A 24022-nucleotide genomic window follows, 5' to 3' on the forward strand; every position below is an offset into this window, starting at 1 on the left:
GCGGCCATGAGCCTATTCGGTGCGTCAAACGTTCCGGGAGCCAAGCGATCGATCGAACTCGATTTCATTCGGGGAATTGCGATCATCGCGGTGATGGGATTTCACTTTCATTCTTTTCCGACCGGCAGCGCGGTAGTCGCCGCGATCGAGTACCCGCTGAAAAGTTTCGGGCTGGAAGGCGTAAACCTGTTCTTCACGCTCTCGGGATTTCTGGTCGGCGGCCTGCTGCTGAAGCAGTACGCGCAGGAAGGGCGTATCGATGCGACGCGCTTCATCGTGCGACGCATCTTCAAGATCTGGCCGGCGTATTACGTGCTGATTCTGTTTCACGTAATCTCGGGGCGGCATCCGCTCGACACGTTCCTTGTGCAGAACCTGACGCACATGCAGAACTACTATGGCTCGTCGATCACGCAGACATGGAGTCTTGCCGTCGAGGAGCATTTCTATCTGTTTCTGCCGCTGCTGCTGATCGTGCTGGGACGCTTTCAGACGCGCGTGAATACCATTCTGGCGGTGCTCGCGTCGATCTGCGTCGCGGTGCTGATTGCGCGCAGCTTCGCGGTCCACAGCGGCCAGAGTCACGAGGCGGCCGTCTACACGCAATATCGCATGGACAGCCTGCTGTTCGGCGTGATGCTCGCGGCGCTGTACTGGATGAAGCCGGCGACGTATCGCGCGATTGCCGACCGCAAGGGTCTTCTGATCGCGATGGTGGCCGGGCTGGTGCTGTGGCTCGTCTTCGGCACGCGCATCGTGCCGCTCGATCAAAGCATCGGTTACACGATTCAGGCGATCGGATTTTGCGCGTTGATCGTCTTCACGGTGGAGTATTCCGGGCCGATCCGTGATTCGAAGCTTTATCGGATGATTGGCTGGGTCGGCGTGTATTCCTACGGCATCTACCTGTGGCATTCACTGGCGCTCGCGCCGGCGGATATGCTGATTCGCAAGGCTACCGCGATGCATCTGCCGGCCGTTCCCGCGTGGGCGGCGATCATGGCGGCGCAGTTTGCGATTGCCATCGTGCTGGGATACGTGACCACGCGGGCCGTCGAGTTTCCTTTTCTCAAGATCCGGGATGCGCTGTTTCCCGCAAAGCGGAAGGCTCCTGCTATCGAGGATGTGACCGGGGCTACGCCGTAGGCTTGGGGTTGTTTCTTCTTTGTGCACGGTAGAGGCCTTTTGCGTCTGGGCGCAAAAGGCCTCTGTGTTTTTGGGCCTTCGTTGCTCTCTTCGTCTTCGCTGCTGTTAGCCGCGTTCCCGGCGAGTGATACGAGTGGCGCTGTGACTTTTCGCTCTCGGTGTGGGGGCGGGGCAGCCGTCGCGTTTGCATGCCGTGCGGTTGGGATTTTGGGCGGTTGGTGAGAAAGAGTCGCCCGCCGGTGGTCGCCCCGGCCTCAGCAGGCTGGCATTTGCGATGATTTGCGGGTCATTGAAGCGGCAAGGTTCGCGCCGCCGGGGAGTCATGCATTGGGGATGGTCGGGTCGCGTACAGCTTGCCGACAGAGGCCATGATTTTCGGCCTGGTCGTGCATGAGGACTCGTCGTCGACATGCAGCGTATCAATCAATCGCGAGCCGGCGTTGCGCCGACCCACAACTTCACATTCGCCGAACGCCGAAACCAAAATGCCTGATTGACCGATTTCACGCGTTCACGTTGCGTGGCTTCACCGCTCGCGCAGGGTTGCCCACGTAGACAAACCCCTTCTGCAACGAGCGCACCACCGTGCTGCGCGCACCGACGACCACCCCATCGTCGATCGTCACGCCAGGCGCGACGAAGACATCCGACGCGATCCAGACCTGCGTGCCGATTCGCACGGGCCGTCCGCGAATCGCGAAATCGACTGACTCGTAGTCGTGGTCGCCCGCGCAGATATACGACTTCTGCGAAACGACCGAATGCGCGCCGATATCGATCGGGCCGAGAGAATACAACGTGACGTCGTCACCAATCCACGCGTGATCGCCGATCGTGACTTTCCACGGATAAGTTACCGTGACCGTCGGCCGGATAATCGCGCCGACGCCGACTTGCGCGCCGAAGCAACGCAGCAGCAGGCGCCGCCAGCCATAGGCGATCTGCGGCGACGGCCGGAACAGCAACGCCTGCACGATCCACCAGAGCTGGACATACCAGCCCGGCCGGCCGCGGAAGCCGGCCGGCACCTTGAACAGCGACAGGTCCAGATAGCGGCCGGGTTGCGTGATCGCGTCGACTTCCGGGCCGGTTGGCGGCGGCGGCGTGGGCGGCGCGCCGCGCAGCGCGTGCAGATGAGACGCATCGCCACCGCTTTTCACCGCCTGTCCCCGCACACTCATTGCGCGACGGCCAATGCCTCGGACTCGAGAAAGGCTTCATACGCGCCACGCAGCCCTTCTTCGAGACCCACCTTGGGCGCCCAGCCGAGCGAGGCCAGCTTCTCGCTGCTCATCAGCTTGCGCGGCGTACCGTCCGGCTTGGACAGATCGTGCTCGATGCGGCCCGTGTAGCCAACCACGCGCGCGACCATCTGCGCGATCTCGAGCACCGTATAGTCCGTCGACGATCCGACATTCAGATGCGAACAGCGCGGCGAAGCGACCGAATAGTAGACGCTCTTCGGCACATTCATCGCGAGTACGCAGGCTGCCGCGAGATCGTCGACATGCAGGAACTCGCGGCGCACCTGTCCCGTGCCCCACATCACCGTGCTTTCCGCGCCGTTTTCCTTGGCCTCGTGGAAGCGGCGGATCAGCGCGGGAATCACGTGGCTGTTGACCGGATGATAGTTGTCGCCCGGCCCGTAGAGATTGGTCGGCATCAGGCTCCGGTAGTCGACGCCGTACTGGCGGTTATACGACTCGCAAAGCTTGATACCCGCGATCTTCGCGAGCGCGTACGGCTCGTTGGTTTCCTCGAGCGGGCCGGTCAGCAGCGCTTCCTCGACGATCGGCTGCGGCGCGTGCTTCGGATAGATGCACGAGGAGCCGAGAAACAGCACGTGTTCGATACCCGTCTGCGCGGCCTGATGAACCACATTCGATTCGATCATCAGGTTGCGGTAGATGAACTGCCCCGGGTAGGTATCGTTCGCGTGAATGCCGCCGACGCGCGCCGCGGCCACGTACACATGGTCGATGCGCTGCGCACTGAAGAAATCGCGCACCGCCGACTGGTTCGTGAGATCCAGCTCCGACGAACTGCGCTTCACGACATCGACGTTGCCTTCAGCCTCGAGGCGCCGCACGATCGCCGAGCCGACCATGCCGCGATGCCCCGCGACAAAGATGCGCTTGCGCTTGGAGAGCACCATGGCTTTACTCCTGCCGCTCGAAAACCGGGAAGCCGTGCTGCTGCACGAGCGTGTCCTTGCGGGCTTCGGTCAGATCGCTGATGATCATTTCACGCACAAGCTCTTCGAAGCTGGTGCGCGGCACCCAGCCGAGCTTTTCCTTCGCCTTGGTCGGGTCGCCGAGCAGCGTCTCGACTTCGGTCGGGCGGTAATAGCGCGGATCGACTTCGACGACGACATCGCCAACCTTCACGCGCGGATCGAGGCCGACGTCCGAGATGATGCCGCGTTCCTTGTCGCCCTTGCCTTCCCAGCGGATTTCCATGCCGACGTGGCGCGCCGCGAGATCGACGAACTCGCGCACGCTATGCTGCTTGCCGGTCGCGATTACGAAGTCCTCAGGCTTGTCCTGCTGGAGCATCATCCATTGCATCTCGACATAGTCGCGCGCATGACCCCAGTCGCGCAGCGAATCGAGATTGCCGAGATAGAGGCGATCCTGCAGGCCGAGCGAGATGCGGGCTAGCGCGCGCGTGATCTTGCGCGTGACGAAGGTCTCGCCGCGCAGCGGCGATTCATGGTTGAACAGAATGCCGTTGCACGCATAGATGCCATAGGCCTCACGGTAATTGACCGTGATCCAGTACGCGTACATCTTCGCGACCGCATACGGGCTGCGCGGATAGAACGGCGTGGTTTCCTTTTGCGGAATTTCCTGGACCTTGCCGTAGAGCTCGGAGGTCGATGCCTGATAGAAGCGCGTCTTCTTCGCGAGGCCGAGCAGGCGGATCGCCTCGAGGATGCGCAGCGTGCCGAGGCCGTCGGCATTGCCGGTGTACTCGGGTTCCTCGAACGACACCGCCACATGGCTCTGCGCCGCGAGGTTGTAGATCTCGTCGGGCTGCACCGACTGAATGATGTGGATCAGGCTCGACGAATCCGTCATGTCGCCATGGTGCAGGATGAAACGGCGATCCGCCTCATGGGGGTCATGGTAAAGGTGGTCGATGCGGTCCGTATTGAACAGCGAAGTGCGTCGCTTGATGCCGTGGACGGTATAGCCCTTCGACAAAAGGAATTCCGCCAGGTAGGAACCGTCCTGGCCCGTGATACCGGTGATCAACGCAGTCTTCGACATTGAGAGGTCTCGCAAGTGAATGGGGGTGCGTGACATCAGTAAAGCGCCACGACGAAACACAACGCAAGCGCATTAATTTTTTTGGCGGATAGCGGCGGTAGTTTGGCGCTGTCAAGCGGCCCGGCCACCCAGACTTCGCGATTGGCGGCGCACGGCGATATCCTGGCGGGTCGCGGTGATGCGGCGCGGGCAAGATGCCGTTCATATCCAATGCGTCTTTGCGTCGACACGCCGCGAGGTTTGATGAAGATTCTTGTCTACGGCATCAACTACGCACCGGAACTCACAGGGATCGGCCGCTACACCGCCGACATGGCCGCGTCGCTTGCCGCCGCCGGCCACGACGTGCGCGTGGTCTGCGCCCCCCCGTACTATCCCGCCTGGCAGGTTGCGCCGGGATACTCGTCGAAACGCTATGCGAAGGAGCGCAGCGAAGGCGTGCATATCTGGCGCGCCCCGCTGTGGGTGCCGACCCGGCCCAAGGGCGCGCGCCGTCTCGTGCATCTCGCGAGCTTTGCGCTGTCGAGCTTTCCAGTGCTGCTGCGCCACGTCTTCTGGCGGCCCAACGCGGTGCTCAGCATCGCGCCGAGCCTGCTCAATGCGCCGGCCGGCTGGCTCGTCGCGCGTTTGAGCGGCGCCCATGCATGGCTGCACGTGCAAGACTACGAAGTCGATGCGGCGTTCAACCTCGGCATGCTCAAGGGCAGCTGGCGCAAGCGCATGGCCCTCGCGATCGAACGCAATCTGCTGCGCCGCTTCGACACCGTCTCGACGATCTCCGCGAAGATGATCGAACACGCGTTGCGCAAAGGCGTGCCGCGCAACAAGGTCGTCCACTTCGCGAACTGGGTCGATACCTCGGCGATCCATCCGCTCGACGCGCAGGCCGGTGCGAAGATTCCGCTCAGGGACGAACTCGGCATTCCCGCTGATGCGACCGTCGCGCTCTACTCGGGCAATATGGGCACCAAGCAGGGACTCGAGGTGCTGGCGACCGCCGCGGTCTCGCTCGCCGCGCGCCGCGATCTCGTCTTCGTGTTCTGCGGCCAGGGACCGGCCAAGGAGCGCCTGATCGCCGTATGCGGCGATTTGCCGAATACCCGTTTCATCCCGTTGCAGCCGATGGACAAACTCAACGACCTGCTCAATCTCGCTGACATCCACCTGCTGCCGCAACGCGCCGACGCGGCCGACCTCGTGATGCCGTCCAAGCTGACCGGCATGCTCGCGAGCGGCCGTGCCGTGATCGCGATGGCCCACGAAGGAACCGAACTGTTCAACACGGTTGCGCCGCGCGGCGTTGTCGTGCCGCCTGAGGCGCTCGAACCGCTGGTTGCCGCAATCGATGCGCTCGCCGCCGATCCGGCGCGGCGCGAACACCTGGGCCGCGCAGGCCGCGACTATGCGCTCGCCACGCTGTCGCGCGAAAGTGTGCTCGGCGAGTTCGAGTCGACCCTGCGCGCGCGCTGCGCCGATATCGAACCGGCGGGTAGCGCCCCCGGGCTGCGTCAGCGCGACCTGTGATTACCGCTTTACAGTCTCCAGTCAACCTCGCCCCTATGGCAAAACTCGGCAATACGGAATTTTTAAGTGTCGTCTCGAACACACCATTGATTGCGCTGGACCTGATTCTTCCTGACGAGCAAGGCCGCTATCTGCTCGGACGGCGCGTGAATCGGCCCGCGCAAGGTGCATGGTTCGTCCCAGGCGGCCGCGTACGCAAGGACGAACGTCTCGACGACGCGTTCGCACGTCTCGCGCGTGAAGAACTGGGCCTCCATGGCGTGGACCGTTCCGGCGCCGAACTGATCGGCGTCTATGAGCATTTCTACGACGACAACTTCAGCGGCAAGGACGGCATATCGACGCACTACGTCGTGCTCGGTTATCGCTTCCGCTTGCCGCAGCGCCCGCCCCACCTGCCGCTCGACCAGCATTCGGATTACCGCTGGGCGAGCGCCGAGGATATCGCGCGCGACGAAGCGGTGCATGAGAACAGCCGGGCCTACTTCGTGAAGGCCGCGTGATCGCGTAAAGGCGGCGGGGGTGCCCGAGTCCCCCCGTTACTGTGCAATGCCGCGTCGCCGTGCTGCTGCCCCGCTTATAACAGCGGTCCCCTTCTGCTCCTGCTTTACGCCGGTCGCTGTTTTTTCTCTCTTTCTCAACCGAACGTTGTTCGACGCCGGGTTGGATTCGCTGCGCTCGATACATCGCTGCCGGAATGGCGGGTTCGCGAGTTGCTGCATCGTGTGCGAGTTGCGCACGCGTGCGGCGCAAGCCAGCCGGGTTGTCGACCCACGAAGTGTGACTGTGAAGCTTAGGAGCCTATCGGTCATTTCGTGCGCATGAAACACCGATGCAGAACAATATGCGGTGTGATGTGGCGGATCGGGGAGATATTTTGTCCATTCGGCGACGCTCGCTTGACTTAAGGTGGCAAATGACACTCCCCGACCGGTTTCCGACAGTTTTGCTTCGCCCATCGCTCTCCTCTTTCGACCGAAACCCGATGCCCGTCCGGCCGCCCGCGCTATTTGCGAACCGGGCCGGCCCGCAACACGTGCGTATCTGCGCGTCTGCCGCATGCGGTGCGCATCGGACGCCTGCGTTGCGATGGCTTTCGTTCAGACCTGCCCGGCGTCGTAGGGCGGCCCTGCGTGGAGTACCCGGCGATGCTTGAGCGCGACGGCGAGATCGTGCCGCCAGGCGTGCGCCTGTTCGAGGGCGTGGTGCCGCGCGCGCTGATCGCGCAGATCAATGCGGCCATCGACGAGACACGCGACACCTGGCGACCGGCCGACGGCCGGCGCGCGACGCAGACAACCGCGCTCGTCGTCGAACTGCTCCGGCAGCACAGCGAGTTCCGGAGCGTCGAACAGCAGGCGCGCACCCTCTCTGAACGCTGGGCCGCACAGAAAGGGCTGAAGATCGATGGCGAGCCGCTTTACGTATTGCGTTGTATCAACCGGACGCTGCCCGCTCAGAGCCATCTGCGGCATTACGACTCGCATATCCTCACGCTGCTGATTCCGCTGCAGTCGGCGCACAACGCCGAGGAAAACGGCGATCTGATCGTCTACCGCCGGCCGCGCCACCAGTTGTCGGCGGTGACCAACGTGATGGCGAAGTCATGGCTCATCGCGCTGCGTCGCTTGCCGCTCGCGATGCGTCGCGCGCAGACCCGGCGCGACCTGTCGCGGCAGCGCTGCGATCGGATCGCGTGCGTGCCGGGTAATGTCTATGCGTTCAACGGCTTCGTCACGCGTCACGCGAACCTTCATGTCGAGCAGGGCGAACGCCGTACGTTGATCGTGCATTACTTCGATCCGGGCATGACCGCGGGACTGCGGGTCGTGCCGCGCATCTGGCGCTCCATCCGCGACTTGCTGCTCGATGCACGCTGAAGGGTGCGTTACGGCCTGATGCTCGTGTTGTCGTGCTGGCGATGTCGAGCTCGAGCGGTAGGCGTGCCGTCATCGTCGGATGCCGGGTGACCCACGAGGCATTCCACAAAACCGTTTGTTTCGGCGACAATCCCCGATTAAATAGGTCTATAGCGCAGATTCTTTCTGTGTATGGTCAATGTCGTCCACACGAACCGCAATGAAAATTCATCGCTTTCTTTGCTTCGGCCGTCATGACAAGAGCGGAAACGCTGCGGTCGTCGTCGAGGACTCACACCTGGTTGAATCGGAACGGCTGAAGTTTGCCCAGCAGCTAGAAGCCAACGCGACGGTGTTTGTACAGACCGATGCCGCTGGCGTGCTACTCGATTATTACTACCCCCACGCTCGCAGCCCACTTTGCCTGCATGCGACGCTGGCAGCGAGCGCTGTTTTCTTCGAGCGTCAGCCGGACAGTGGACGGATTCGGTTCGTGACGGGCATGCATCGTCAGACGCTGGAGGTCGAGCGTGTCGATCAGGGTATTTTCATTGGCGTGCGGCCGCAACCGTGTCCGGCATTACATATTGACGTCGCGGAAGCAGCGCGTTTGCTTCGCGCGGAACCGGCGGCTGTAATTGGCATGCCCAGGCTTGCATCGGTTGGGAGCACGAAGCTGCTGGTACAGATGAAGGATCAATCCGCGCTTGACGCGTTGCGCCCCGATCTCGCAGCGATTGCGGCCTGGAGCCGCAAGCAAGGCGTGTCGGGTGTGTATGCATATTGCCACCTCCATGACGATATCTATGCGGGGCGCAATTTCAATCACCTGGAACCGCATCTGGAAGATGCGGCAACGGGGGTGGCGGCGGGCGCACTCGCGCTGGCGCTTGAACGGAGTATTACGTTGTTGCAGGGTGATGCGCTCGGGCAGCCGTGTTCGCTTATGGCCCGGTATGCGGACGGGGCGGTGCAAGTTGGCGGGCGAGTGGTCAGGAGCGCGGTGTGAACGGTTCACGGTGGCGGCGAGCCTGCCACGCAGTCTGCGGCTATGAATGACGGTGCGTATTCGAGGCCATTACCGCGGCTGATCTAAACGCGTTGAACAGCTTCTCAGTCGATCCCGGCTTGTCGTTGCCAAAATCGAGAACGCGGTGCCCACCGCCCATCATCTGGTTGAGTATCGAGGGATACGGCTGCGCTGGCGCAAGCGCATCGAGGATGTGATCTCGAACGGCGGGTGTGGCCAGTCGCATCATATCCCGGGCAAGCAATGCAGCACCGGCCATGTCGGGGTCGTGATCCCACGCGTCCAGCAGATCTATCCCATCGCCGTCGTATAAACGGTCCATGTTGCCCGCTGCGCTATAAGTCGCCATCAAGAATCGCAGGTCGACTGCGTCCCTGTTGTGGTCCTTGTGCCGATCCAGCCACGCCACGATCTTGAGCATCGCAAGTGCGGGCAATGATGCGACAAGGACCACCAGATCCGGCTCGAGTTCGACAGGCAGGGCTGCGCCCAATGCTTCTTCGAAGCCTTTCACGTTCAACCGGAAGGCCCCGTCGGGCGGCCATGCAATGGCGCGCTCACCCTCCAGTTCAAGGCCGCCGAACGGCACAATGTCCAGCCAGGTCGGCTGCGCCGCCGGGGCGCAATAGTCGAGCCGTTGAGCCTCCCTTTCGCTTTGCATGAAACGGCCGGTAGCGATCAAAGCATGACGAAGTGCGCGATCGTCCCGCCAGCTTCCGATGGACACGCCTATGTCGATATCCTGGGTCCCACGCGACTGTTCGATGCCGAACCTGTGCGTCGTCAGGATGTCCCGGGCGGTGGCGCCTCCGACAAACCAGGGGGCGCCAGCCGCCGATGCCGCAGTAGCGACGTCCCGCAATACATTAGCGGCGAGTTGCGGGAATGGGCGGTCCGCGCGCAGTTTAACGGGCGATGAATTGTTCACGAATCATCCTGGCGGTTTCAACATTTCGGGAATCACCGCTCGCGATAAGGTCTGCGTAGACAAGCACCGGGCTAACTACGTTGTCGACAAGATTGGGAGTTGGACGCAGTTCGATGGGTGCAGTCAAAAACTCTACCTCGCCGGACGGGTCAGGCCGTAAGCGTCCATGTCGAACCAGTTCCTTGGGGACGTCGTTCTTGCAATAAACGGTGACGACCGCCGGCTTCAGATATCGAGTGAGTAGCGCCGCGGCGGCCTCACCACCCAACATCCAGTTAGAGGACGCCGATGTCAGGTCCGCCCACCAGTCGACCTTTGTCGCGCGATATCGACCGAGGCCCAGCGACGGCCTCAATATCGAAGGATATAAAGTGACCCATTCGTCGAGCAGACGCTCGAAGTTGGCGAAGGCAAGCGTGCCATCTGCGCGCTCGACAAGATCTCGCCGTTTGAGAAGAGTCTGGATAGTGGTGTGCGCCGTCCCGGTACTGACGTTCGCCACGATGGCCGCATCCCGTCGACCTGCGTTAAGGAGGTCTGGCCGGACGAGAAGCGCAAGAATGACCTGCATTGAACGCTTGGTCCACATGCTCAGCCGGCTCCTGCTTGCCTCCACCGCACGCGGGCGGCCGGCGACAAATACCAGATTCTTCCGTTCCTTCACGAAGGCGTTGCCAGACAGATCGATCGCGTCGAGATCGAGGTCGCGGCACGCCTCTACGAGTGCAGGTGTCAGATACGAGGTCACGAGGAGAAAGCGATCCTGGCTCTGCAATTTCGCCGTAGCGGAGACCGCAGCGAGGCGCTCCTGTCTGTCGATCGAAGGCACCACGATGACCGGCCGGGCTACCGGTGTGTCGAAATCGAATTCGACGATCGCATCGTATGGCGTATCCGGTGCGGGTCGCCCGATACTGGTCGGAACGCCCGTCTCGCCGCTGAACGCCAGCGTGGCCGCTTCGATGATGGGAGACGGTGTAAAAGAGGGCACGATGATTCGACGGTTCGTTCAATTATTTGCATTGTATATGACGCGTGAACAATGTCAAAAATTGAACGAAGGTGCGGCCCATCGTTCAAAAAAACGAGCCGTTCACGCAGCGAAGACAGAATCGAAATCTGAACACCGCCGTGGATCGACAGCTTCCATTCACACACCTCAAGCCCGCGCACACCGATCCCTCAACTGCAAAATCATCGGCGTAAAAATCAACTGCATCGCCAGCCCCATCTTCCCGCCCGGCACGACAATCACATTCGGCCTCGACATAAACGAGTCGTGCAGCATCGTCAGCAGATAGGGGAAGTCGATGCCCTTGGGCCGCGCAAAGCGGATCACCACAAAGCTCTCGTCCGGCTGCGGAATCTCGCGCGCGGTAAACGGATTCGACGTGTCCACAGTCGGCACGCGCTGGAAATTCACATGCGTACGCGAAAACTGCGGGCAGATATAGTTCACGTAATCGGGCATGCGCCGCAGGATCGTATCGACCACCGCCTCATGCGAGTAGCCGCGCAAGTTTTGATCGCGATGCAGCTTCTGGATCCATTCGAGGTTGATGATCGGCACCACGCCGACCAGCAAATCCGCATGCTGCGCGATATCGACGCGATCGGTCACGGCCGCGCCGTGCAACCCCTCGTAGAACAACAGCGCACTGCCCGGGTCGATCTCCTCCCAGGGCGTGAATGTGCCGGACGGCTGCTTGAACTTCGCCGAGTCCGCTTCATCATGCACATAGCGCCGGAATTTCCCCGAGCCGGACTTCGCATAGCTCGCGAACAGCTGCTCGAGTTCTTCGAGCAGATTCGCGTCCGGGCCGAAATGGCTGAAGTTATGCACGTTGTCGCGTTCGGCCTGCTTCAGCGCTTCGCGCATGCCGAGCCTGTCATAGCGATGAAACGCGTCGCCTTCGACAATCTGCGCGTTGATCTTCTCGCGCCGGAAAATGTGCTGAAAGCTCTTCATCACAGTGGTCGTTCCAGCGCCGCTCGATCCGGTGACCGCGATAATCGGATGTTTGACTGACATACGCGCTTCTCCCTTTCGCCAATCCGTTGCGATGTTTTGATCGATACGCGGACTTCAGCCATGCACGCTTTATGCCGGCGTCTCAGGCAAAAAGAGCGAGCGTTCCCTGAAAAGCGGCGACGAGAACGGCCGATCGGTACCGAGATCATGTTCGCGGTGATAGCGGCCGATACGTGTCACCTCGTTCTTCGAACCGAGGATGACCGGCACGCGCTCGTGCAGGTCGCACGGCACGACGTCGAGAATCCGCTCGCGTCCGGTAATCGCCGCGCCGCCCGCCTGCTCGATCAGAAAGCTCATCGGGTTCGCTTCGTACAACAAACGCAAGCGGCCCTGCACCCGGCCCGCCGAGCGAAAGTCGCGCGGATACATAAACACGCCGCCGCGCATCAGGATGCGATGCACCTCGGCCACCATCGCCGCGATCCAGCGCATATTGAAGTCGCGTTCTCGACAACCGCTCTTGCCGTCCTTGCATTCCTGCACATAGCGGCGCACCGGCGGCTCCCAGAAGCGCTCGTTCGATGCATTGATCGCGAACTCGTCGGTATCTTCGGGAATGCGGATATCCGAATGCGTAAGCACAAAGTTGCCCACGTCCCGTTCGAGCGTGAAGCCATGCGTGCCGTTGCCGATCGACAGCACGAGCATCGTCGCGGGGCCGTAAATCGCGTAGCCCGCCGCCACCTGTTCATGGCCCGGCCGCAGGAATGCCGAGCGGTCCGCCGCCGCAGGTGAAGTGGCGGTTGTGTTCGCGGCAGCGCCATCCTGCGGCACGCGCAGCACCGAAAAGATCGACCCCACCGCACCGTTGATATCGATGTTCGACGAGCCGTCGAGCGGATCGAACGCGAGCAGATACTCGCCTCGCGGGTAGCCCGGCGGAATCTGGTACACATGCTCGATCTCCTCGGAGACCATGCCCGCCAGCAAACCGTCCCATTCGCAATGCTGCAGGAAGATATCGTTGGTCAGCACATCGAGCTTTTTCTGATCTTCGCCGTGCACATTCGCCGTGCGTGCCGAACCATAGTTGCCGTCCAGCGCGCCGCGTGTGAGGGTCGCGGCAATTGTCTTGATCGACGCGGCGACGTCGATCAGCAAGGCCGACAGCCCGCTCGCGCGCCGCGAAGGACATTGCCGGTCGAGTGCATCGATCAGAAACTTCGAGAGAGTCGTTCGTCCGTCTCGCATCGCGCGCTCCTAGGAAGCCGTGGGGTCGGCCGCACGCTGCGGACCGGGCGTGAGCCTGTCGAACACGCGGCTCGCGCGAATGTCACCCGCGGTGATCAGCGTGAGCGCCGCCGGGTCCGCCGGTTGCGCGCCGTCGAGCGCGGCGGCGAACAGGCGGTTCGCCTGGCGCAGTCGCGCGCGGTCCAGCGCATTGCGCACCGAGCGCGCGTTCGCAAAGTTCGACTGCTTCACGCGCCGGTCCAGATAGTCTTCGAACGCGCGGCGAGAATCGCAATCGAAGCGGTAGTGCATCGTATCGAGCATCCGCTCGGCAATCGCGAGCAATTCTTCCGCGCCATAGTCGGGGAACGTGATGTGATGCGCGATCCGCGAGCGAAAGCCGGGATTGCTCTGAAAGAACGTATCCATCCGCGCGGCGTAGCCGGCCAGAATCACGACCAGGTCATCGCGCTGGTTTTCCATCGTCTGCAGCAGGATTTCGATCGACTCCTGCCCGTAATCGCGCTCGTTCTCGGGGCGGTACAGGTAGTACGCCTCGTCGATAAACAGCACGCCGCCCATCGCGCGCTTCAGCACGTCGCGCGTTTTCGGCGCGGTATGGCCGATGTACTGGCCCACCAGATCGTCACGCGTGACCGACACCAGGTGGTTGCGCCGGATATAGCCGAGCCGGTGCAGCACGTCGGCCATGCGCAACGCGACGGTCGTCTTGCCGGTGCCGGGGTTGCCGGAAAAACACATATGCAACGTCGGCGCGCCGGTCGCGATGCCGAGCGTCGCGCGGGCGCGCTCGACGAGCAACTGCGCGGCAATCTCGCGAATACGCGTCTTGACCGGCGAGAGGCCGACGAGGTCGCGATCGAGTTCGCTCATCACCCCCGCGATACCCGATTCGCGGTACAGCGCGAGCAGATTCACATGCGGCGCGTCGGGCAGCGCGTTGTCCGATGCATGCGCTGCCGCATGCGGCAGCGTGCCGGGCGGCGCGTCGCGGCGGGTTGGCAATTCAAGCGTTTCGGCAGTCATGGTCGTCTCCGTTTCGATGTAATCCGGTACGGGGCGCCGTGTGGGGCGCCTACGCGTGCGAGCCCATTCGAAGCCGCGCAAGACCGACGAGCGGGTTTCGACGCGACGTCACGCGTCATGCGAGTGCAACGCGCAGCGCGCAATATCCGGCGCTCGACGCCCTGCTCGCGCTTCAGTCCACTGAGCTTCGCTCGCGCGCATCGGGTCGCGCGCCACCGGCGCGGCACCTGAGCGCATAACGCTGCACACGTCCTTCGCTTTCCTCACGTTCGAGCCACAACGCCGCTTCGACATCCGGCCGGTTCACGATAAACGACAGCCGCATCGTCTCGAAGCCGCGCACCGAGTCGAACGCATTGACCTTGATGTAATGCTGCGGGTACGTGGTGCGGCACGCGTTCACTTCCTGCATGACGCCCGCCGCATCGCGCAGATCGAACATCGGCAACCCCCACATCTCCCAGTATGTGTTGCGCGGGTGCGGGTCATCGGTGAATTCGATCGAACACGCCCAGCCTTGAGCCAGCGCATAGTCGATTTGCAGGCGGATTTCATCGTCGGTCAGCTCAGGCAAAAAAGAAAACGTCCCTTGCGTGATACGCATGGCGATACCCCTCGTTGCAAAGCAGGTGATTCGGTTACGCGACGCTCGGCGTCACAGCGAAATCGGGCGTGTCGGTCGACGCATAGTTGAACGTGACATCGCGCCACGTATCGAGCGCCTGCTTGAGCGGCAGGCAGTGACGCGCGGCCGCTTCGAGCAGCTCAGGCCCTTCGTGCGCGATATCGCGGCCTTCGTTGCGCGCTTTCACCATCGCTTCGAGCGCGACGCGATTCGCGGTCGCCCCCGCCTGGATGCCCGCCGGATGCCCGATCGTGCCGCCGCCGAACTGCAGGATCACGTCGTCGCCGAACAGGTCGAGCAGCTGATGCATCTGTCCCGCGTGAATGCCGCCGGACGCGACCGGCATCACCTTGCGCAAACCGGCCCATGGTTGATCGAAAAAGATACCGCGTGACAGATCAACCGGATTACGCGCTTCGCGCAGCACGTTGTAATAGCCCTGCACCGACAGCGGATCGCCCTCGAGCTTGCCGACCGCCGTGCCCGCATGCGCGTGATCGACGCCGGCCATGCGCAGCCACTTTGCGATTACACGAAATGAAATGCCGTGATTGCGCTGACGCGTGTACGTGCCGTGTCCCGCGCGGTGCAAATGCAGAATCATGTCGTTCTTGCGCGCCCAACGTGCCATCGACTGAATCGCGGTCCAGCCGATCACGAGGTCGATCATCACGATGCATGAGCCGAGTTCCTTCGCGAATTCCGCGCGCTCGTACATGTCTTCCATCGTCGCGGCCGTGACGTTCAGATAATGACCTTTCAGTTCGCCGGTTTCCGCCTGCGCGCGGTTCACCGCTTCCATCGAGAACAGATAGCGGTCGCGCCAGTGCATAAATGCCTGCGAGTTGATGTTTTCGTCGTCCTTCAGAAAATCGAGACCGCCTTTGAGGCCTTCATAAACCACGCGTCCATAGTTTTTGCCGGAAAGTCCGAGCTTCGGCTTCACGGTCGCGCCAAGCAGCGGCCGCCCATACTTGTCGAGTCGTTCACGCTCGACGACGATGCCGGTGGCCGGCCCATGAAACGTTTTCAGGTACGCGACCGGAATGCGCATGTCTTCGAGCCGCAATGCCTTCAACGGCTTGAAGCCGAACACATTGCCGATGATCGACGCGGTCAGGTTCGCAACTGAACCCTCTTCGAAGAGGTCCAGCTCATAGGCGATGTACGCAAAGAACTGCGGCTCGCCATGACCGCTGCCCGATGCCGGCACCGGCTCGACGCGATACGCTTTCGCGCGATACATGTCGCATGCGGTAAGGCGATCGGTCCACACCACGGTCCACGTCGCCGTCGACGATTCGCCCGCCACCGCCGCGGCCGCTTCCTCGGGTTCGACGCCCGGTTGCGGCGTGATGCGGAACAGCGCGATCACGTCCGTCTCTTTCGGTTCGTAGTCCGGCTGCCAGTACCCCATCTCGCGATACTTGAGCACGCCCGCGTCGTAACGCGAGCGCCGTGTCGGCTCGGATGCGGGTGCAATGGCCGCCTGAGTGAAATCGTTCATCACTGCCCTCCGATGACTGGGCGCATGCGATGCGCCGATACGTCGTGGGGAAATGCGCTTGCCGTCACGGCTCGCCGTTACGGCTTGCAGATCGCGCTTGCTATTGCCTTGCTGCATGAAGGTCAATGTAGGCGCGACCAGCGGCGAAGTGAATTCACGATTTACTTCCACTGACTTAAGTCATGCGTTAAGACAGGTGACGACGCAACCAAATGCGCTCACAATGAGTGACGCGGCTGGTGCAACACTTTGCTGCGATATCGCGACAGTAAGACGTGTAAGCGAAAACCCTGGATTGCCTGAACGCGATTCATGCACAAGATAGGGTCTGTGGCACGCAGCTTGCGTCACGATACGGGTCGACGCGATCGGCGCCCTGCGCTGGTTGCCAAGGCGATCGCTCTCTCTCTGAAGGAGGACAACTATGCAGTGGACGACCCCAAGCTATACCGATATGCGTCTCGGCTTCGAAGTCACGATGTACATCGCGACTCGCTAAAAGCGCCGAACCCGCGGGGCTTCCTTCGGGCAGCCCCGCTTTCTCGCAGCACAGCTGTCGCAGCAAGCTTTGCGTTAACCCTGCGTCGACCCTGCGTTGACCCCTGCGTTGACCCCGTTAACCCTCGCAGCACGGCATTTCCCGAACTTCCCCGTTTTTTCACCTGCAGAGCGCCGGTGTATCGCGCGTCGCCCGACCAGCGTTGTTCGCCATGATTCACGAAACGATCATTACGACTGCGGCACGCGACGGCACCCCTCACATCGCGCCAATGGGCGTGCGCTTTGAACAGGGCCTTGCGATCCTTGCCCCGTTTCGCCCGTCCACGACGCTCGATAACATCCTTGCCACGCAAGCCGCGGTCATCAATTTCACGACTGATGTCAGGGTTTTTGCCGGCTGCGTCACCGGGACGCAACGCGACTGGCCGACCGTTGCCGCGACCCGTGTGCCGTCTGTCCGGCTCGCGCAGCCGCTCGCGCATACCGAACTCGCGCTAGCCGAAACGCTCGAGGACGCGCAGCGTCCGACGCTGAAAATGCGCTGCGTACACAGCGAAACGCACGCGCCGTTTGGCGGCTTCAATCGCGCGCAGGCCGCGGTAATCGAAGGCGCGATTCTGGTCAGCCGTCTGTTCATGCTGCCGGCCGATAAGGTCGACCGCGAGGTCGCGTATCTGCGGATTGCAATCGACAAGACCGCCGGCCCGGATGAACTGACCGCCTGGTCGTGGATCCTCGCTGCGATCGACCGCTATCGCGCAACTGCCGCGCAACAGCCAGGCAGCAGCGGACATGCATCGGGGTCGTCTTCCGATGCACCGCACGCGATGCATGAAACGCCTTGAGTCGCCGTTCTTCATGGCGGCCCGGCATGGAAAATGCGGCGGCGCGCCATAGCGGATGCGATCGCAATCGCCCACTCGTTCCATTGCTTCCTGACTATTCCGGAGACCTCGATGACCGCGTTGCTAGCGAGCGTGCGCTCGGCTGAAGAAGCATTCGATGCAGTAGAAGCCGGCGCCGAGCTGATTGATCTGAAAGAGCCGCATGGCGGCGCACTGGGCGGCGTCGCGACCGGCGAGGTCGCGCGCATCACGCGCGCGTTGCGGGCACGCTACCCGGTCAAACCGATCAGCGCGACGATCGGCGATGTGGCCGCGGACGCGCTCGATGAAATCGCCACACGGGTGATCGAAACCGGCGATGCGGGCGTCGATTACGTGAAGGTCGGCGTCAGCGCAGGGCCGCATGCGCGCGCGTGCCTCACGCATCTGGCCGGGCTACCCGCGCCGGTCTTGCCGGTCCTGTTGTGCGACGACGGCATCGACCGGCAACTGGTCGAGCACGCCGCCAGTCTGGGCTTCGCGGGCATTATCTTCGACACCGCGATCAAAGACGGCCGCACACTATTCGATTGCGTCGACGAAGCGACACTCGCCGCGTGCATCGACACGATCCACGCGAAAGGCGCGCTGGTCGGCCTTGCCGGTTCGCTCGGCTGGGCACAGTTGGAGAAGATTCGCGCGCATGCGCCGGATATCGCGGGTTTTCGCACCGCGCTGTGCGCGGAGGGTCGCACTGCGCGCCTCGACCCGCAGCGTGTCGCGCAATGGGCGAATGCGTTGCATCGGGCACCGCAGGTTCAGTACGCGTGAGGGGCTTGCGACAGATCGCGACCCGCTATCTGGACTTGTGGCTGAAAGCGCCATCAGGATTGACATAGGGGTTCGCCCCTCTGCGCGCGACGCGCGGGGAGGCCTCCGACATGCCCGCCTGCTGGCGCAGCGGCGCCGGCCTGGTTTTGCCTGGCTTGGCATCCGGCTTGATGTTTTCGAGTCCGCGTGCCCACGCGTCCAGCATGCGCTTGGCGGGTTCGCGGAACGCCGGGTATTTGTCCGCAAGCTCCGACACGGTAGGTGCAACCCGGTGTATCGCGACCGTCACCCGCTCGATCGCCTCCCCCATGTCCGTTTTGCTCAGGCCAAGCCGGGCGCCACCATAGGTCAGCAGCAATGCGCCCGACGCCCACACTCTCTTGCCCTTGAGGGTCAATGCCGGAATGGCCGTTTCGTACTTCGGATAGACGGTGCCGCTCAGAATGTCGTAGACAGGAGCGAGCCGCACGTCGTCTGCGTTGGTGTAAAGGAGCGCGAAATTCTTCAGATGGGCGTCCTGGTTGTGAACCGCATAGTTCAGCAGCAACAGCGTAAACAGGCGCCGTGCATTCTCCTTGAGGGCGTGGCGCGGTATGTATGTCGCGGTCAAGCTTGCGAGGTCCTCGAGCGAGCCTTTGTACTTGTTGACGGCGTCGAGACCCTTCAGCGCGCAATAGTCCTCCACCGCCAGCTTCTGGCCATCGGCCGTGCGATCAAAACGTTGCACGGCCAATACGTGTCCGTCATCGGACAGCCGTGCGCCCGGAACTTCGAGGCCAGTGTGGCGCGCGACCTCGAGGCACAGGTATTCGTTGACCGCAAGGCCGGGCAGGTCAAAGCCGGTCTTCAGGATGAAATCTTCTGTCCATGTCGTGGCCTTGCCACCCGACTGCATCAGCGCCTTCGGCATGACCCCGGACACACCCTCGGCTACGCCTGTCTCGAGCAGGCGCAAGAGATTGCCACGCGAATCGGCCGACGCGAGCAACTCCGCCATATCGGCCCTGGTGGCGGCTTCTGGCGTCGTGCCGCGCGGTACTACCTGCACCCGGCCGATTGTGTTCGCACCCGTGAGCGCGAGCAGGCCGAAGTCGCTGACGTCGGCGTGCGGGCCAAGGTGGCGGATCATGATCTCCTTCTTGACGCCCTCGGGGAGATTCATCTGGAAGAACGGATGAAGGCGCGACCAGACATACGACTGCGCACGCACGGGCATCAGCAGCGAAACCTGGTTCTCGTCCGCGACGTCGGGCAGGTAGGTGAAAACGTATTGGCCGGCTTCTTCCGTGAGCGTGCCGACCGCCTGACCGCGAACATAGACGTCGAGTGAATCGCGGCTCATGGCTTGCCCCCGATTGTCTTCCGCGCGGCGTGCGGCCGGACGCGCCTACGCGTATCCGAGCCATCCGGTTGCTCTTCGGGGTCGATCAGGACATCGTCGAGGGTGCGCTGGTGCCCGCGCCGGCGCGCAAAAATTTCGAGGCCGACGACATCGAAGAGGCTGAGCATCTTGACTGCGCCCAATTCGGGCAGCATGCCGGTTTCAAACAGACTGATGCGCCCGCGCGGCACGCCGCTTAGCTCAGCGACCTGCTGTTGCGTGAGGTTCACCGCGATGCGCGCCTGGCGCAACGCTTCACCCAGTTCGGCAAGGTTCATGTTCGGTATACGTTACATTATCAGTCAAAACATGATTAATGCATTCTATACAGAACATTCTCATTCAGCAAGTAATGTGCTGTATACGATACATAACACGTACTTATACGCTTAAAGTATCGTATATGAAACATTATCTAAGCCGCCGGCGAATTGAGCAATCGCTCGCGCATCAACCCGATATCACCCTTATTGAACAGTTCGACCACGTAGTTCGCGTCGTTCACGTATTCGACAAACCGCGCATCCAGTACGCCGTCGGACGCGAGCACGTCGAGCGATCTGCCTGAATCGACCGCGCACGACTTCACGACCATCAGCCGCTCCGCATTGAGCGATGTCGACAGCCACGCGGCGAGGCTGTCCGACGTCGTGTCCCAGTTCGTCATCGCGTTCGGCGTCGCGCTCAGCAGGCCGATCGGCATCCATACCGCGACCCGGCCGTTGCGCAGTGCGCGCCGGATCATGTCCTCGTTGGTCGCGAGCACGAGGTCGGGCAATACGCCCTGCATCATCAGCGCGTATTGCGTCATGGCGAGCAGGCACATGTTGTGGGCGGCCAGATCGCCGAACTCCCATTCCTTCTGATAGACCCGGACCCGGTCCGCGAAATCGCCGCCGCCCGGCACGATCACCACGCGCCCGCCGCCGACTTCCCAAAGCTGCGTCAGCCAATCGCGCAGCGACGGGTCGTGACTCAGGCTGCCCCCGATTTTCACCACCCACATGTCTTCCCTCGCTCTGTTCCGACTTCACCGGCTTGCGCGCATCCGGTCGGCGGCCGGATGGGTGCTGCATGTGTCGCTCGTGGTTCCGCTATCTCCGTTTGCTGGCCGGCTGCGTCCTGCCGCTTGCAACGCTCGGCGTTGTCGCGCGCCGCGTGGGGTTCGTCAGGTGCGTGACGCTCATCTCCGGCCGCCGTTGTCAGGCCGCACGTGCGGGCCGCCCGGTCTGCGCGGCGTGCGGTTCGCTGTCGGCAGGCCGTCGTGCATCGTCCGCCGCCATCAACAACGCGACCGCGACGCTCGGCGCGCAAGTCGCGATCCATTCATCCCGCTCGTTGCGCTGATCCCGCTCGTTCCTCCCGTGCGTGTCCGGCTGCGGCATGCCCGCAGACCGCCCACCGGCACCGGCGAGCGCGCTGAAATCGACGTAGCTGCGCGACATGTCGCGCGCCAGCGCGGCCGCCAGGAAGCGCCCGCATCCGGCGCCGACCAGCGGTGCATCCGCCAGCGCGGGATGCGCATCACACACCTGCGCGACGCCTGCACCGATCGCGCGCAACTGCTCGCGCCGCCAGCTCTGCGCCACCGCGCGCCATGCGTCGGCGCCGGCATCCGCCGCGTCCCACCCGATCATCCTCGCGAGCCGCGCGCAACTCGCGTCGACGGTTTTCGGGCCGTCGTCCGCGCTCGGGTGCTGATCGTGCGGCGGCCATAGCTCGCCGGTCACGCGGTAGACGTCGGCGCTCGTCGCGAACCATTCGTTCATCACGGCAGTCGTCTCGCCGCGAAATGCGATACGGTGCGCGACCCCGCACAGCGGCGTGCGCACGACGCCCTGATAAACGAGTTCGCCGGTCACGAGCCGCGCCGCGTCGTTCGCGCCGCGCGCCGCCACACGCGCATCGACGATCGGCACGACGTCGGTCGTCGTGCTGCCGATGTCGATCAGCAGCGCATCGGGCAGTTGCGTCGCGACCCACCGCGACGTCGCGAGCCAGTTCGCGGAGGCGACCGCGCGCCACTGCCCGATTGCATCGGCGGCTATCAGCCAGCCGCACGCGCCCGCGAAAAAACGCACGGAAGAACCGTCGAGGCGCGCCGCGAGCGTCTGCACCAGCACGCGCACGCCTTGCTCGCGGTCCGGGAACAGGTCGACCATCTCGCCGGTCATCGTCACCGCGTGACGCGCGTCCGCGGCGCCGGCGGCCGGCCAGCGCGCGAACACGCCGTCGATCACGCGCTCGAGATGCACGAGTCCCTGCCACAACGGACAAGCCCACTGCGCGACATCGACGAGCGCCCCCGCAGCGTCCACACACGACACCTTCACATGCGCGCCGCCGACATCCCAGCCGAACACCGCGTCTGCAGGCTCCGTCGTTCCCGTGCGATCGTGCAAGCCGCTCATCGCAGATTCCTGCCGGTGAAGAGCGGCGCCGCCGCATTCGCCGCGCTCTGCGGCTGCAACGGGCTGCCAGTACGCACGCCGTGCGCGGCAAACACATCGGCGGCAAGGTTGCGTCCGAGTCGCGCGGACAAGCCCACGTAAGCCATCGTCACGCGCGGATTGACCTCGATCACGACCGGCCCGTGCTGCGGGTGCCAAACCACGTCGATGCCGACAAATCCGCGCAAGCCCGGCAGCGCCGCAACGGTGTTGAGCGCGAGCGCCTCCAGCACGCGGCCTTCCGGGCTGCGCCGGTCGATCTGGTCGATATCCACACCATCGAATTCGATCACGCGCCCCGCGTGCGCCACCGACGCCGCGTCGGCCACGCCGATCCGCTGCCGGTTGATGCTGACGAGCCGCGCGCCCGCTGCACCGCAGATCAGCGACAGGCTCAACGCGTCGCCCTCCACCCACTGCTGCAACACGGGCTTGCGTCCGTCGGCCTCGCGTGCGGCGTAGTCGTCGCACGCTTCGCGCAGGTTCTCGTAGCGATAGGTGTCGAGGCCGCCTGCGCCATCGTCGGGCTTGACCACCCAGCCGGACGCGGCGCGCGCCGCGCCGCTCGCGGCATCCATCCCGAGCGTGCGCGGCTCCAGCGCGGACGTGGTCGCGATACCGCGGGCCGCGAGCACGGCCGCGGTCGCGCGCTTGCTCGACGCGAGGCCGATCGCCTCCGGCGCGCAGCCGAGCCAGCGGCTCGCGCCGACCGCATCGAACAGCCGCAGCATCAGGCCGTCGCATTCCGGCGCGACGATCCACGCATAATCGTGCGCCCGCGCCGCGCGCGCGACGAAGTCCATCATCGGTTCGCCCGGTGCCGCACAATAATGCCGCAGCGGACTGCGCGATGCGGCGGCGGCTTCGAAGCGCGAACTCGCGAAACTCACTTCGACGTCGTCGAGCGCGCGCGCATCCTGCACGATGGCATCGCGCATCGCGCGTCCTTCGACAATCAGCGCGCTCAGGTCCGCAAGACCGCTTTCGCCGGCGAGCTCGGGGTCGATGCCGCCGCCGGTGAGATACTCGTACACAAACAGGCTGATCAAAGGACACTCTCCGATGCGCGTAATACCGGTTCTCGATCTGCTCGACGGGCACGCGGTGCGCGCGGTGCGGGGCGACCGCGCGAATTACCGTCCTGTCCAGTCAACCCTGTGCGCGACGAGCGAACCGCTCGCCATCGCGCGTGCGCTGCTTGCCGCGAGCGGCGCCGATACGCTGTACGTCGCCGACCTCGGCGCGATCGTCGCGCAGAACGCCGCTACGCAAACACTCGCCGCACTGTGCGCCGGCCTGAACCCGACCGGCGCCGAACCCGGCCGCCGTGTGCAGATCTGGCTCGACGCGGGCTTTGCCGACTACGCATCGATGCGCGCGCAACTGATGCGCATCGGCGCGCCGCACGGCACGCTGGTGCCGGTGTTCGGCTCCGAGACGCTGCGCACGCCCGACGCGCTGCACGACGCCGAACGGGCCGGCTATCAGCCGATCCTGTCGCTCGATCGGCGCGCGGGCCGACCGCTCACCGCTACCCCCATCACCACCGCACTGCACGACACGCCTGCGTGCTGGCCGGCCCGCGTGATCGTGATGACGCTCGACCGCGTCGGCGCATACGAAGGCCCCGATCTCGCCGCCTTCGATGCGATCCGCGCCCGCGCCGGCAGCGAACGCATGCTGATCGGCGCCGGCGGCATTCGCGATCGCGCCGATCTCGACGCCGCTGCGCAAAGCGGCGCGCATGCGTGGCTGATCGGTTCGGCGCTGCAAGACGGCAAACTCGCTGCCACGCCGCACGCTGTCAGGTGAATCGCAAACACAATATCCATGCCAAGCGGCCGCGCGCGGATGGACCGCAATCTGTTCGCAAGGAAAGCCCGGCGCGGCTC

Annotated in this window: 25 protein-coding genes; 9 read left to right on the forward strand and 16 right to left on the reverse strand. The window is 63.4% G+C overall.

What is annotated here, in order from left to right; translation table 11 throughout:
* Window positions 1-6 precede the first annotated feature (6 nt).
* On the forward strand, window positions 7-1146 hold the full coding sequence (locus tag HV675_RS09030) for an acyltransferase family protein (RefSeq protein ID WP_175110551.1): 1140 nt from the start codon (window positions 7-9) through the stop codon (window positions 1144-1146).
* A gap of 503 nt (window positions 1147-1649) precedes the next feature.
* Here the strand turns inward: HV675_RS09030 and HV675_RS09035 are convergent.
* Genes HV675_RS09035 through gmd form a run of 3 tightly spaced genes read right to left on the reverse strand, consistent with a single transcriptional unit; the run spans window position 1650 to window position 4418 of the window.
* Window positions 1650-2327: a putative colanic acid biosynthesis acetyltransferase gene (locus HV675_RS09035; protein WP_175110552.1), complete on the reverse strand. Its 678-nt coding sequence runs from the start codon at window positions 2325-2327 to the stop codon at window positions 1650-1652.
* Window positions 2324-3301 (reverse strand): GDP-L-fucose synthase family protein, encoded by a 978-nt coding sequence (locus HV675_RS09040; RefSeq protein ID WP_175110553.1) that lies wholly within the window; start codon window positions 3299-3301, stop codon window positions 2324-2326. The genes HV675_RS09035 and HV675_RS09040 overlap by 4 nt, the downstream gene beginning before the upstream one ends.
* Before the next feature lie 4 nt (window positions 3302-3305).
* Complete coding sequence (gmd, locus tag HV675_RS09045; RefSeq protein ID WP_175110554.1) at window positions 3306-4418, reverse strand: GDP-mannose 4,6-dehydratase; 1113 nt, start codon at window positions 4416-4418, stop codon at window positions 3306-3308.
* A 243-nt stretch (window positions 4419-4661) separates the two neighbouring features.
* On the opposite strand from gmd, the gene HV675_RS09050 reads away from it, so the two are divergent.
* Both HV675_RS09050 and HV675_RS09055 read left to right on the forward strand, forming a co-directional pair.
* On the forward strand, window positions 4662-5942 hold the full coding sequence (locus HV675_RS09050; RefSeq protein WP_175110555.1) for a glycosyltransferase WbuB: 1281 nt from the start codon (window positions 4662-4664) through the stop codon (window positions 5940-5942).
* A 35-nt stretch (window positions 5943-5977) separates the two neighbouring features.
* Window positions 5978-6445, forward strand: a complete 468-nt coding sequence (locus HV675_RS09055) for a GDP-mannose mannosyl hydrolase (RefSeq protein WP_175110556.1) — start codon at window positions 5978-5980, stop codon at window positions 6443-6445.
* A 36-nt stretch (window positions 6446-6481) separates the two neighbouring features.
* On the opposite strand, the gene HV675_RS09060 is transcribed toward HV675_RS09055, so the two are convergent.
* Complete coding sequence (locus HV675_RS09060) at window positions 6482-6901, reverse strand: hypothetical protein (protein ID WP_175110557.1); 420 nt, start codon at window positions 6899-6901, stop codon at window positions 6482-6484.
* Window positions 6902-7090: 189 nt separating this feature from the next.
* Between HV675_RS09060 and HV675_RS09065 the strand changes: the two genes are divergently transcribed.
* Together HV675_RS09065 and HV675_RS09070 are read left to right on the forward strand one after the other, a co-directional pair.
* Entirely contained in the window at window positions 7091-7822 is a 732-nt protein-coding gene (locus tag HV675_RS09065; protein ID WP_175110558.1) for a hypothetical protein, read from the forward strand.
* Between the two features lie 199 nt (window positions 7823-8021).
* The gene (locus HV675_RS09070; protein ID WP_175110559.1) at window positions 8022-8810 is read left to right on the forward strand and encodes a PhzF family phenazine biosynthesis protein; all 789 of its coding nucleotides are present in this window, start codon (window positions 8022-8024) and stop codon (window positions 8808-8810) included.
* A 40-nt stretch (window positions 8811-8850) separates the two neighbouring features.
* Here HV675_RS09070 and HV675_RS09075 read toward each other — a convergent pair whose 3' ends face one another.
* The 7 genes from HV675_RS09075 to HV675_RS09105 all read right to left on the reverse strand — a co-directional run bounded on the left by HV675_RS09075 (window position 8851) and on the right by HV675_RS09105 (window position 16143).
* On the reverse strand, window positions 8851-9759 hold the full coding sequence (locus HV675_RS09075) for a nucleotidyl transferase AbiEii/AbiGii toxin family protein (protein ID WP_175110560.1): 909 nt from the start codon (window positions 9757-9759) through the stop codon (window positions 8851-8853).
* Entirely contained in the window at window positions 9737-10750 is a 1014-nt protein-coding gene (locus HV675_RS09080) for a type IV toxin-antitoxin system AbiEi family antitoxin (protein ID WP_246270159.1), read from the reverse strand. The genes HV675_RS09075 and HV675_RS09080 overlap by 23 nt, the downstream gene beginning before the upstream one ends.
* Window positions 10751-10918: 168 nt before the next feature.
* Complete coding sequence (locus HV675_RS09085; protein WP_175110561.1) at window positions 10919-11791, reverse strand: phosphoribulokinase; 873 nt, start codon at window positions 11789-11791, stop codon at window positions 10919-10921.
* A 69-nt stretch (window positions 11792-11860) separates the two neighbouring features.
* Window positions 11861-12985, reverse strand: a complete 1125-nt coding sequence (locus HV675_RS09090) for a class 1 fructose-bisphosphatase (RefSeq protein ID WP_175110562.1) — start codon at window positions 12983-12985, stop codon at window positions 11861-11863.
* Between the two features lie 9 nt (window positions 12986-12994).
* Window positions 12995-14011 (reverse strand): CbbX protein, encoded by a 1017-nt coding sequence (gene cbbX / locus HV675_RS09095; RefSeq protein ID WP_175110563.1) that lies wholly within the window; start codon window positions 14009-14011, stop codon window positions 12995-12997.
* Between the two features lie 172 nt (window positions 14012-14183).
* Window positions 14184-14615 carry a ribulose bisphosphate carboxylase small subunit gene (locus HV675_RS09100; RefSeq protein WP_175110564.1) on the reverse strand — a complete coding sequence of 144 codons (432 nt, stop codon included), beginning with the start codon at window positions 14613-14615 and terminating at the stop codon, window positions 14184-14186.
* A 34-nt stretch (window positions 14616-14649) separates the two neighbouring features.
* On the reverse strand, window positions 14650-16143 hold the full coding sequence (locus HV675_RS09105; RefSeq protein WP_175110565.1) for a form I ribulose bisphosphate carboxylase large subunit: 1494 nt from the start codon (window positions 16141-16143) through the stop codon (window positions 14650-14652).
* Between the two features lie 424 nt (window positions 16144-16567).
* Between HV675_RS09105 and pqqA the strand changes: the two genes are divergently transcribed.
* The 3 genes from pqqA to HV675_RS09120 all read left to right on the forward strand — a co-directional run bounded on the left by pqqA (window position 16568) and on the right by HV675_RS09120 (window position 18299).
* Complete coding sequence (gene pqqA, locus HV675_RS09110) at window positions 16568-16642, forward strand: pyrroloquinoline quinone precursor peptide PqqA (RefSeq protein ID WP_175110657.1); 75 nt, start codon at window positions 16568-16570, stop codon at window positions 16640-16642.
* A 211-nt stretch (window positions 16643-16853) separates the two neighbouring features.
* Entirely contained in the window at window positions 16854-17489 is a 636-nt protein-coding gene (locus HV675_RS09115) for a DUF447 domain-containing protein (RefSeq protein ID WP_175110566.1), read from the forward strand.
* A gap of 111 nt (window positions 17490-17600) precedes the next feature.
* On the forward strand, window positions 17601-18299 hold the full coding sequence (locus HV675_RS09120) for a (5-formylfuran-3-yl)methyl phosphate synthase (RefSeq protein WP_175110567.1): 699 nt from the start codon (window positions 17601-17603) through the stop codon (window positions 18297-18299).
* Between the two features lie 25 nt (window positions 18300-18324).
* On the opposite strand, the gene HV675_RS09125 is transcribed toward HV675_RS09120, so the two are convergent.
* The 5 genes from HV675_RS09125 to HV675_RS09145 form a co-directional block, all read right to left on the reverse strand.
* On the reverse strand, window positions 18325-19641 hold the full coding sequence (locus HV675_RS09125; RefSeq protein ID WP_175110568.1) for a type II toxin-antitoxin system HipA family toxin: 1317 nt from the start codon (window positions 19639-19641) through the stop codon (window positions 18325-18327).
* Window positions 19638-19958 (reverse strand): helix-turn-helix transcriptional regulator, encoded by a 321-nt coding sequence (locus HV675_RS09130; RefSeq protein WP_175110569.1) that lies wholly within the window; start codon window positions 19956-19958, stop codon window positions 19638-19640. Before HV675_RS09130 ends, HV675_RS09125 begins: the two co-directional genes overlap by 4 nt.
* Window positions 19959-20095: 137 nt before the next feature.
* Window positions 20096-20686 (reverse strand): amino acid kinase family protein, encoded by a 591-nt coding sequence (locus tag HV675_RS09135; protein WP_175110570.1) that lies wholly within the window; start codon window positions 20684-20686, stop codon window positions 20096-20098.
* Window positions 20687-20882: 196 nt separating this feature from the next.
* Window positions 20883-22091, reverse strand: coding sequence for a hydantoinase/oxoprolinase family protein (locus HV675_RS09140; protein WP_175110571.1), 1209 nt, complete (start codon window positions 22089-22091; stop codon window positions 20883-20885).
* On the reverse strand, window positions 22088-23179 hold the full coding sequence (locus HV675_RS09145) for an ATP-grasp domain-containing protein (protein WP_175110572.1): 1092 nt from the start codon (window positions 23177-23179) through the stop codon (window positions 22088-22090). Before HV675_RS09145 ends, HV675_RS09140 begins: the two co-directional genes overlap by 4 nt.
* Window positions 23180-23192: 13 nt before the next feature.
* On the opposite strand from HV675_RS09145, the gene HV675_RS09150 reads away from it, so the two are divergent.
* Window positions 23193-23942 carry a HisA/HisF-related TIM barrel protein gene (locus HV675_RS09150; protein ID WP_175110573.1) on the forward strand — a complete coding sequence of 250 codons (750 nt, stop codon included), beginning with the start codon at window positions 23193-23195 and terminating at the stop codon, window positions 23940-23942.
* The last annotated feature ends 80 nt before the right edge of the window (window positions 23943-24022 follow it).

It is taken from the genome of Paraburkholderia solisilvae (assembly GCF_902859875.1).
Lineage (GTDB): Bacteria > Pseudomonadota > Gammaproteobacteria > Burkholderiales > Burkholderiaceae > Paraburkholderia > Paraburkholderia solisilvae.

Coding starts and splice junctions, on each gene's coding strand:
- HV675_RS09030 (WP_175110551.1), top strand. CDS start 7: ATGAGCCTATTCGGTGCGTCAAACGTTCCGGGAGCCAAGCGATCGATC.
- HV675_RS09035 (WP_175110552.1), bottom strand. CDS start 2,327: ATGAGTGTGCGGGGACAGGCGGTGAAAAGCGGTGGCGATGCGTCTCAT.
- HV675_RS09040 (WP_175110553.1), bottom strand. CDS start 3,301: ATGGTGCTCTCCAAGCGCAAGCGCATCTTTGTCGCGGGGCATCGCGGC.
- gmd (WP_175110554.1), bottom strand. CDS start 4,418: ATGTCGAAGACTGCGTTGATCACCGGTATCACGGGCCAGGACGGTTCC.
- HV675_RS09050 (WP_175110555.1), top strand. CDS start 4,662: ATGAAGATTCTTGTCTACGGCATCAACTACGCACCGGAACTCACAGGG.
- HV675_RS09055 (WP_175110556.1), top strand. CDS start 5,978: ATGGCAAAACTCGGCAATACGGAATTTTTAAGTGTCGTCTCGAACACA.
- HV675_RS09060 (WP_175110557.1), bottom strand. CDS start 6,901: ATGGGCGAAGCAAAACTGTCGGAAACCGGTCGGGGAGTGTCATTTGCC.
- HV675_RS09065 (WP_175110558.1), top strand. CDS start 7,091: ATGCTTGAGCGCGACGGCGAGATCGTGCCGCCAGGCGTGCGCCTGTTC.
- HV675_RS09070 (WP_175110559.1), top strand. CDS start 8,022: ATGAAAATTCATCGCTTTCTTTGCTTCGGCCGTCATGACAAGAGCGGA.
- HV675_RS09085 (WP_175110561.1), bottom strand. CDS start 11,791: ATGTCAGTCAAACATCCGATTATCGCGGTCACCGGATCGAGCGGCGCT.
- HV675_RS09090 (WP_175110562.1), bottom strand. CDS start 12,985: ATGCGAGACGGACGAACGACTCTCTCGAAGTTTCTGATCGATGCACTC.
- cbbX (WP_175110563.1), bottom strand. CDS start 14,011: ATGACTGCCGAAACGCTTGAATTGCCAACCCGCCGCGACGCGCCGCCC.
- HV675_RS09100 (WP_175110564.1), bottom strand. CDS start 14,615: ATGCGTATCACGCAAGGGACGTTTTCTTTTTTGCCTGAGCTGACCGAC.
- HV675_RS09105 (WP_175110565.1), bottom strand. CDS start 16,143: ATGAACGATTTCACTCAGGCGGCCATTGCACCCGCATCCGAGCCGACA.
- HV675_RS09115 (WP_175110566.1), top strand. CDS start 16,854: ATGATTCACGAAACGATCATTACGACTGCGGCACGCGACGGCACCCCT.
- HV675_RS09120 (WP_175110567.1), top strand. CDS start 17,601: ATGACCGCGTTGCTAGCGAGCGTGCGCTCGGCTGAAGAAGCATTCGAT.
- HV675_RS09125 (WP_175110568.1), bottom strand. CDS start 19,641: ATGAGCCGCGATTCACTCGACGTCTATGTTCGCGGTCAGGCGGTCGGC.
- HV675_RS09130 (WP_175110569.1), bottom strand. CDS start 19,958: ATGAACCTTGCCGAACTGGGTGAAGCGTTGCGCCAGGCGCGCATCGCG.
- HV675_RS09135 (WP_175110570.1), bottom strand. CDS start 20,686: ATGTGGGTGGTGAAAATCGGGGGCAGCCTGAGTCACGACCCGTCGCTG.
- HV675_RS09140 (WP_175110571.1), bottom strand. CDS start 22,091: ATGAGCGGCTTGCACGATCGCACGGGAACGACGGAGCCTGCAGACGCG.
- HV675_RS09150 (WP_175110573.1), top strand. CDS start 23,193: ATGCGCGTAATACCGGTTCTCGATCTGCTCGACGGGCACGCGGTGCGC.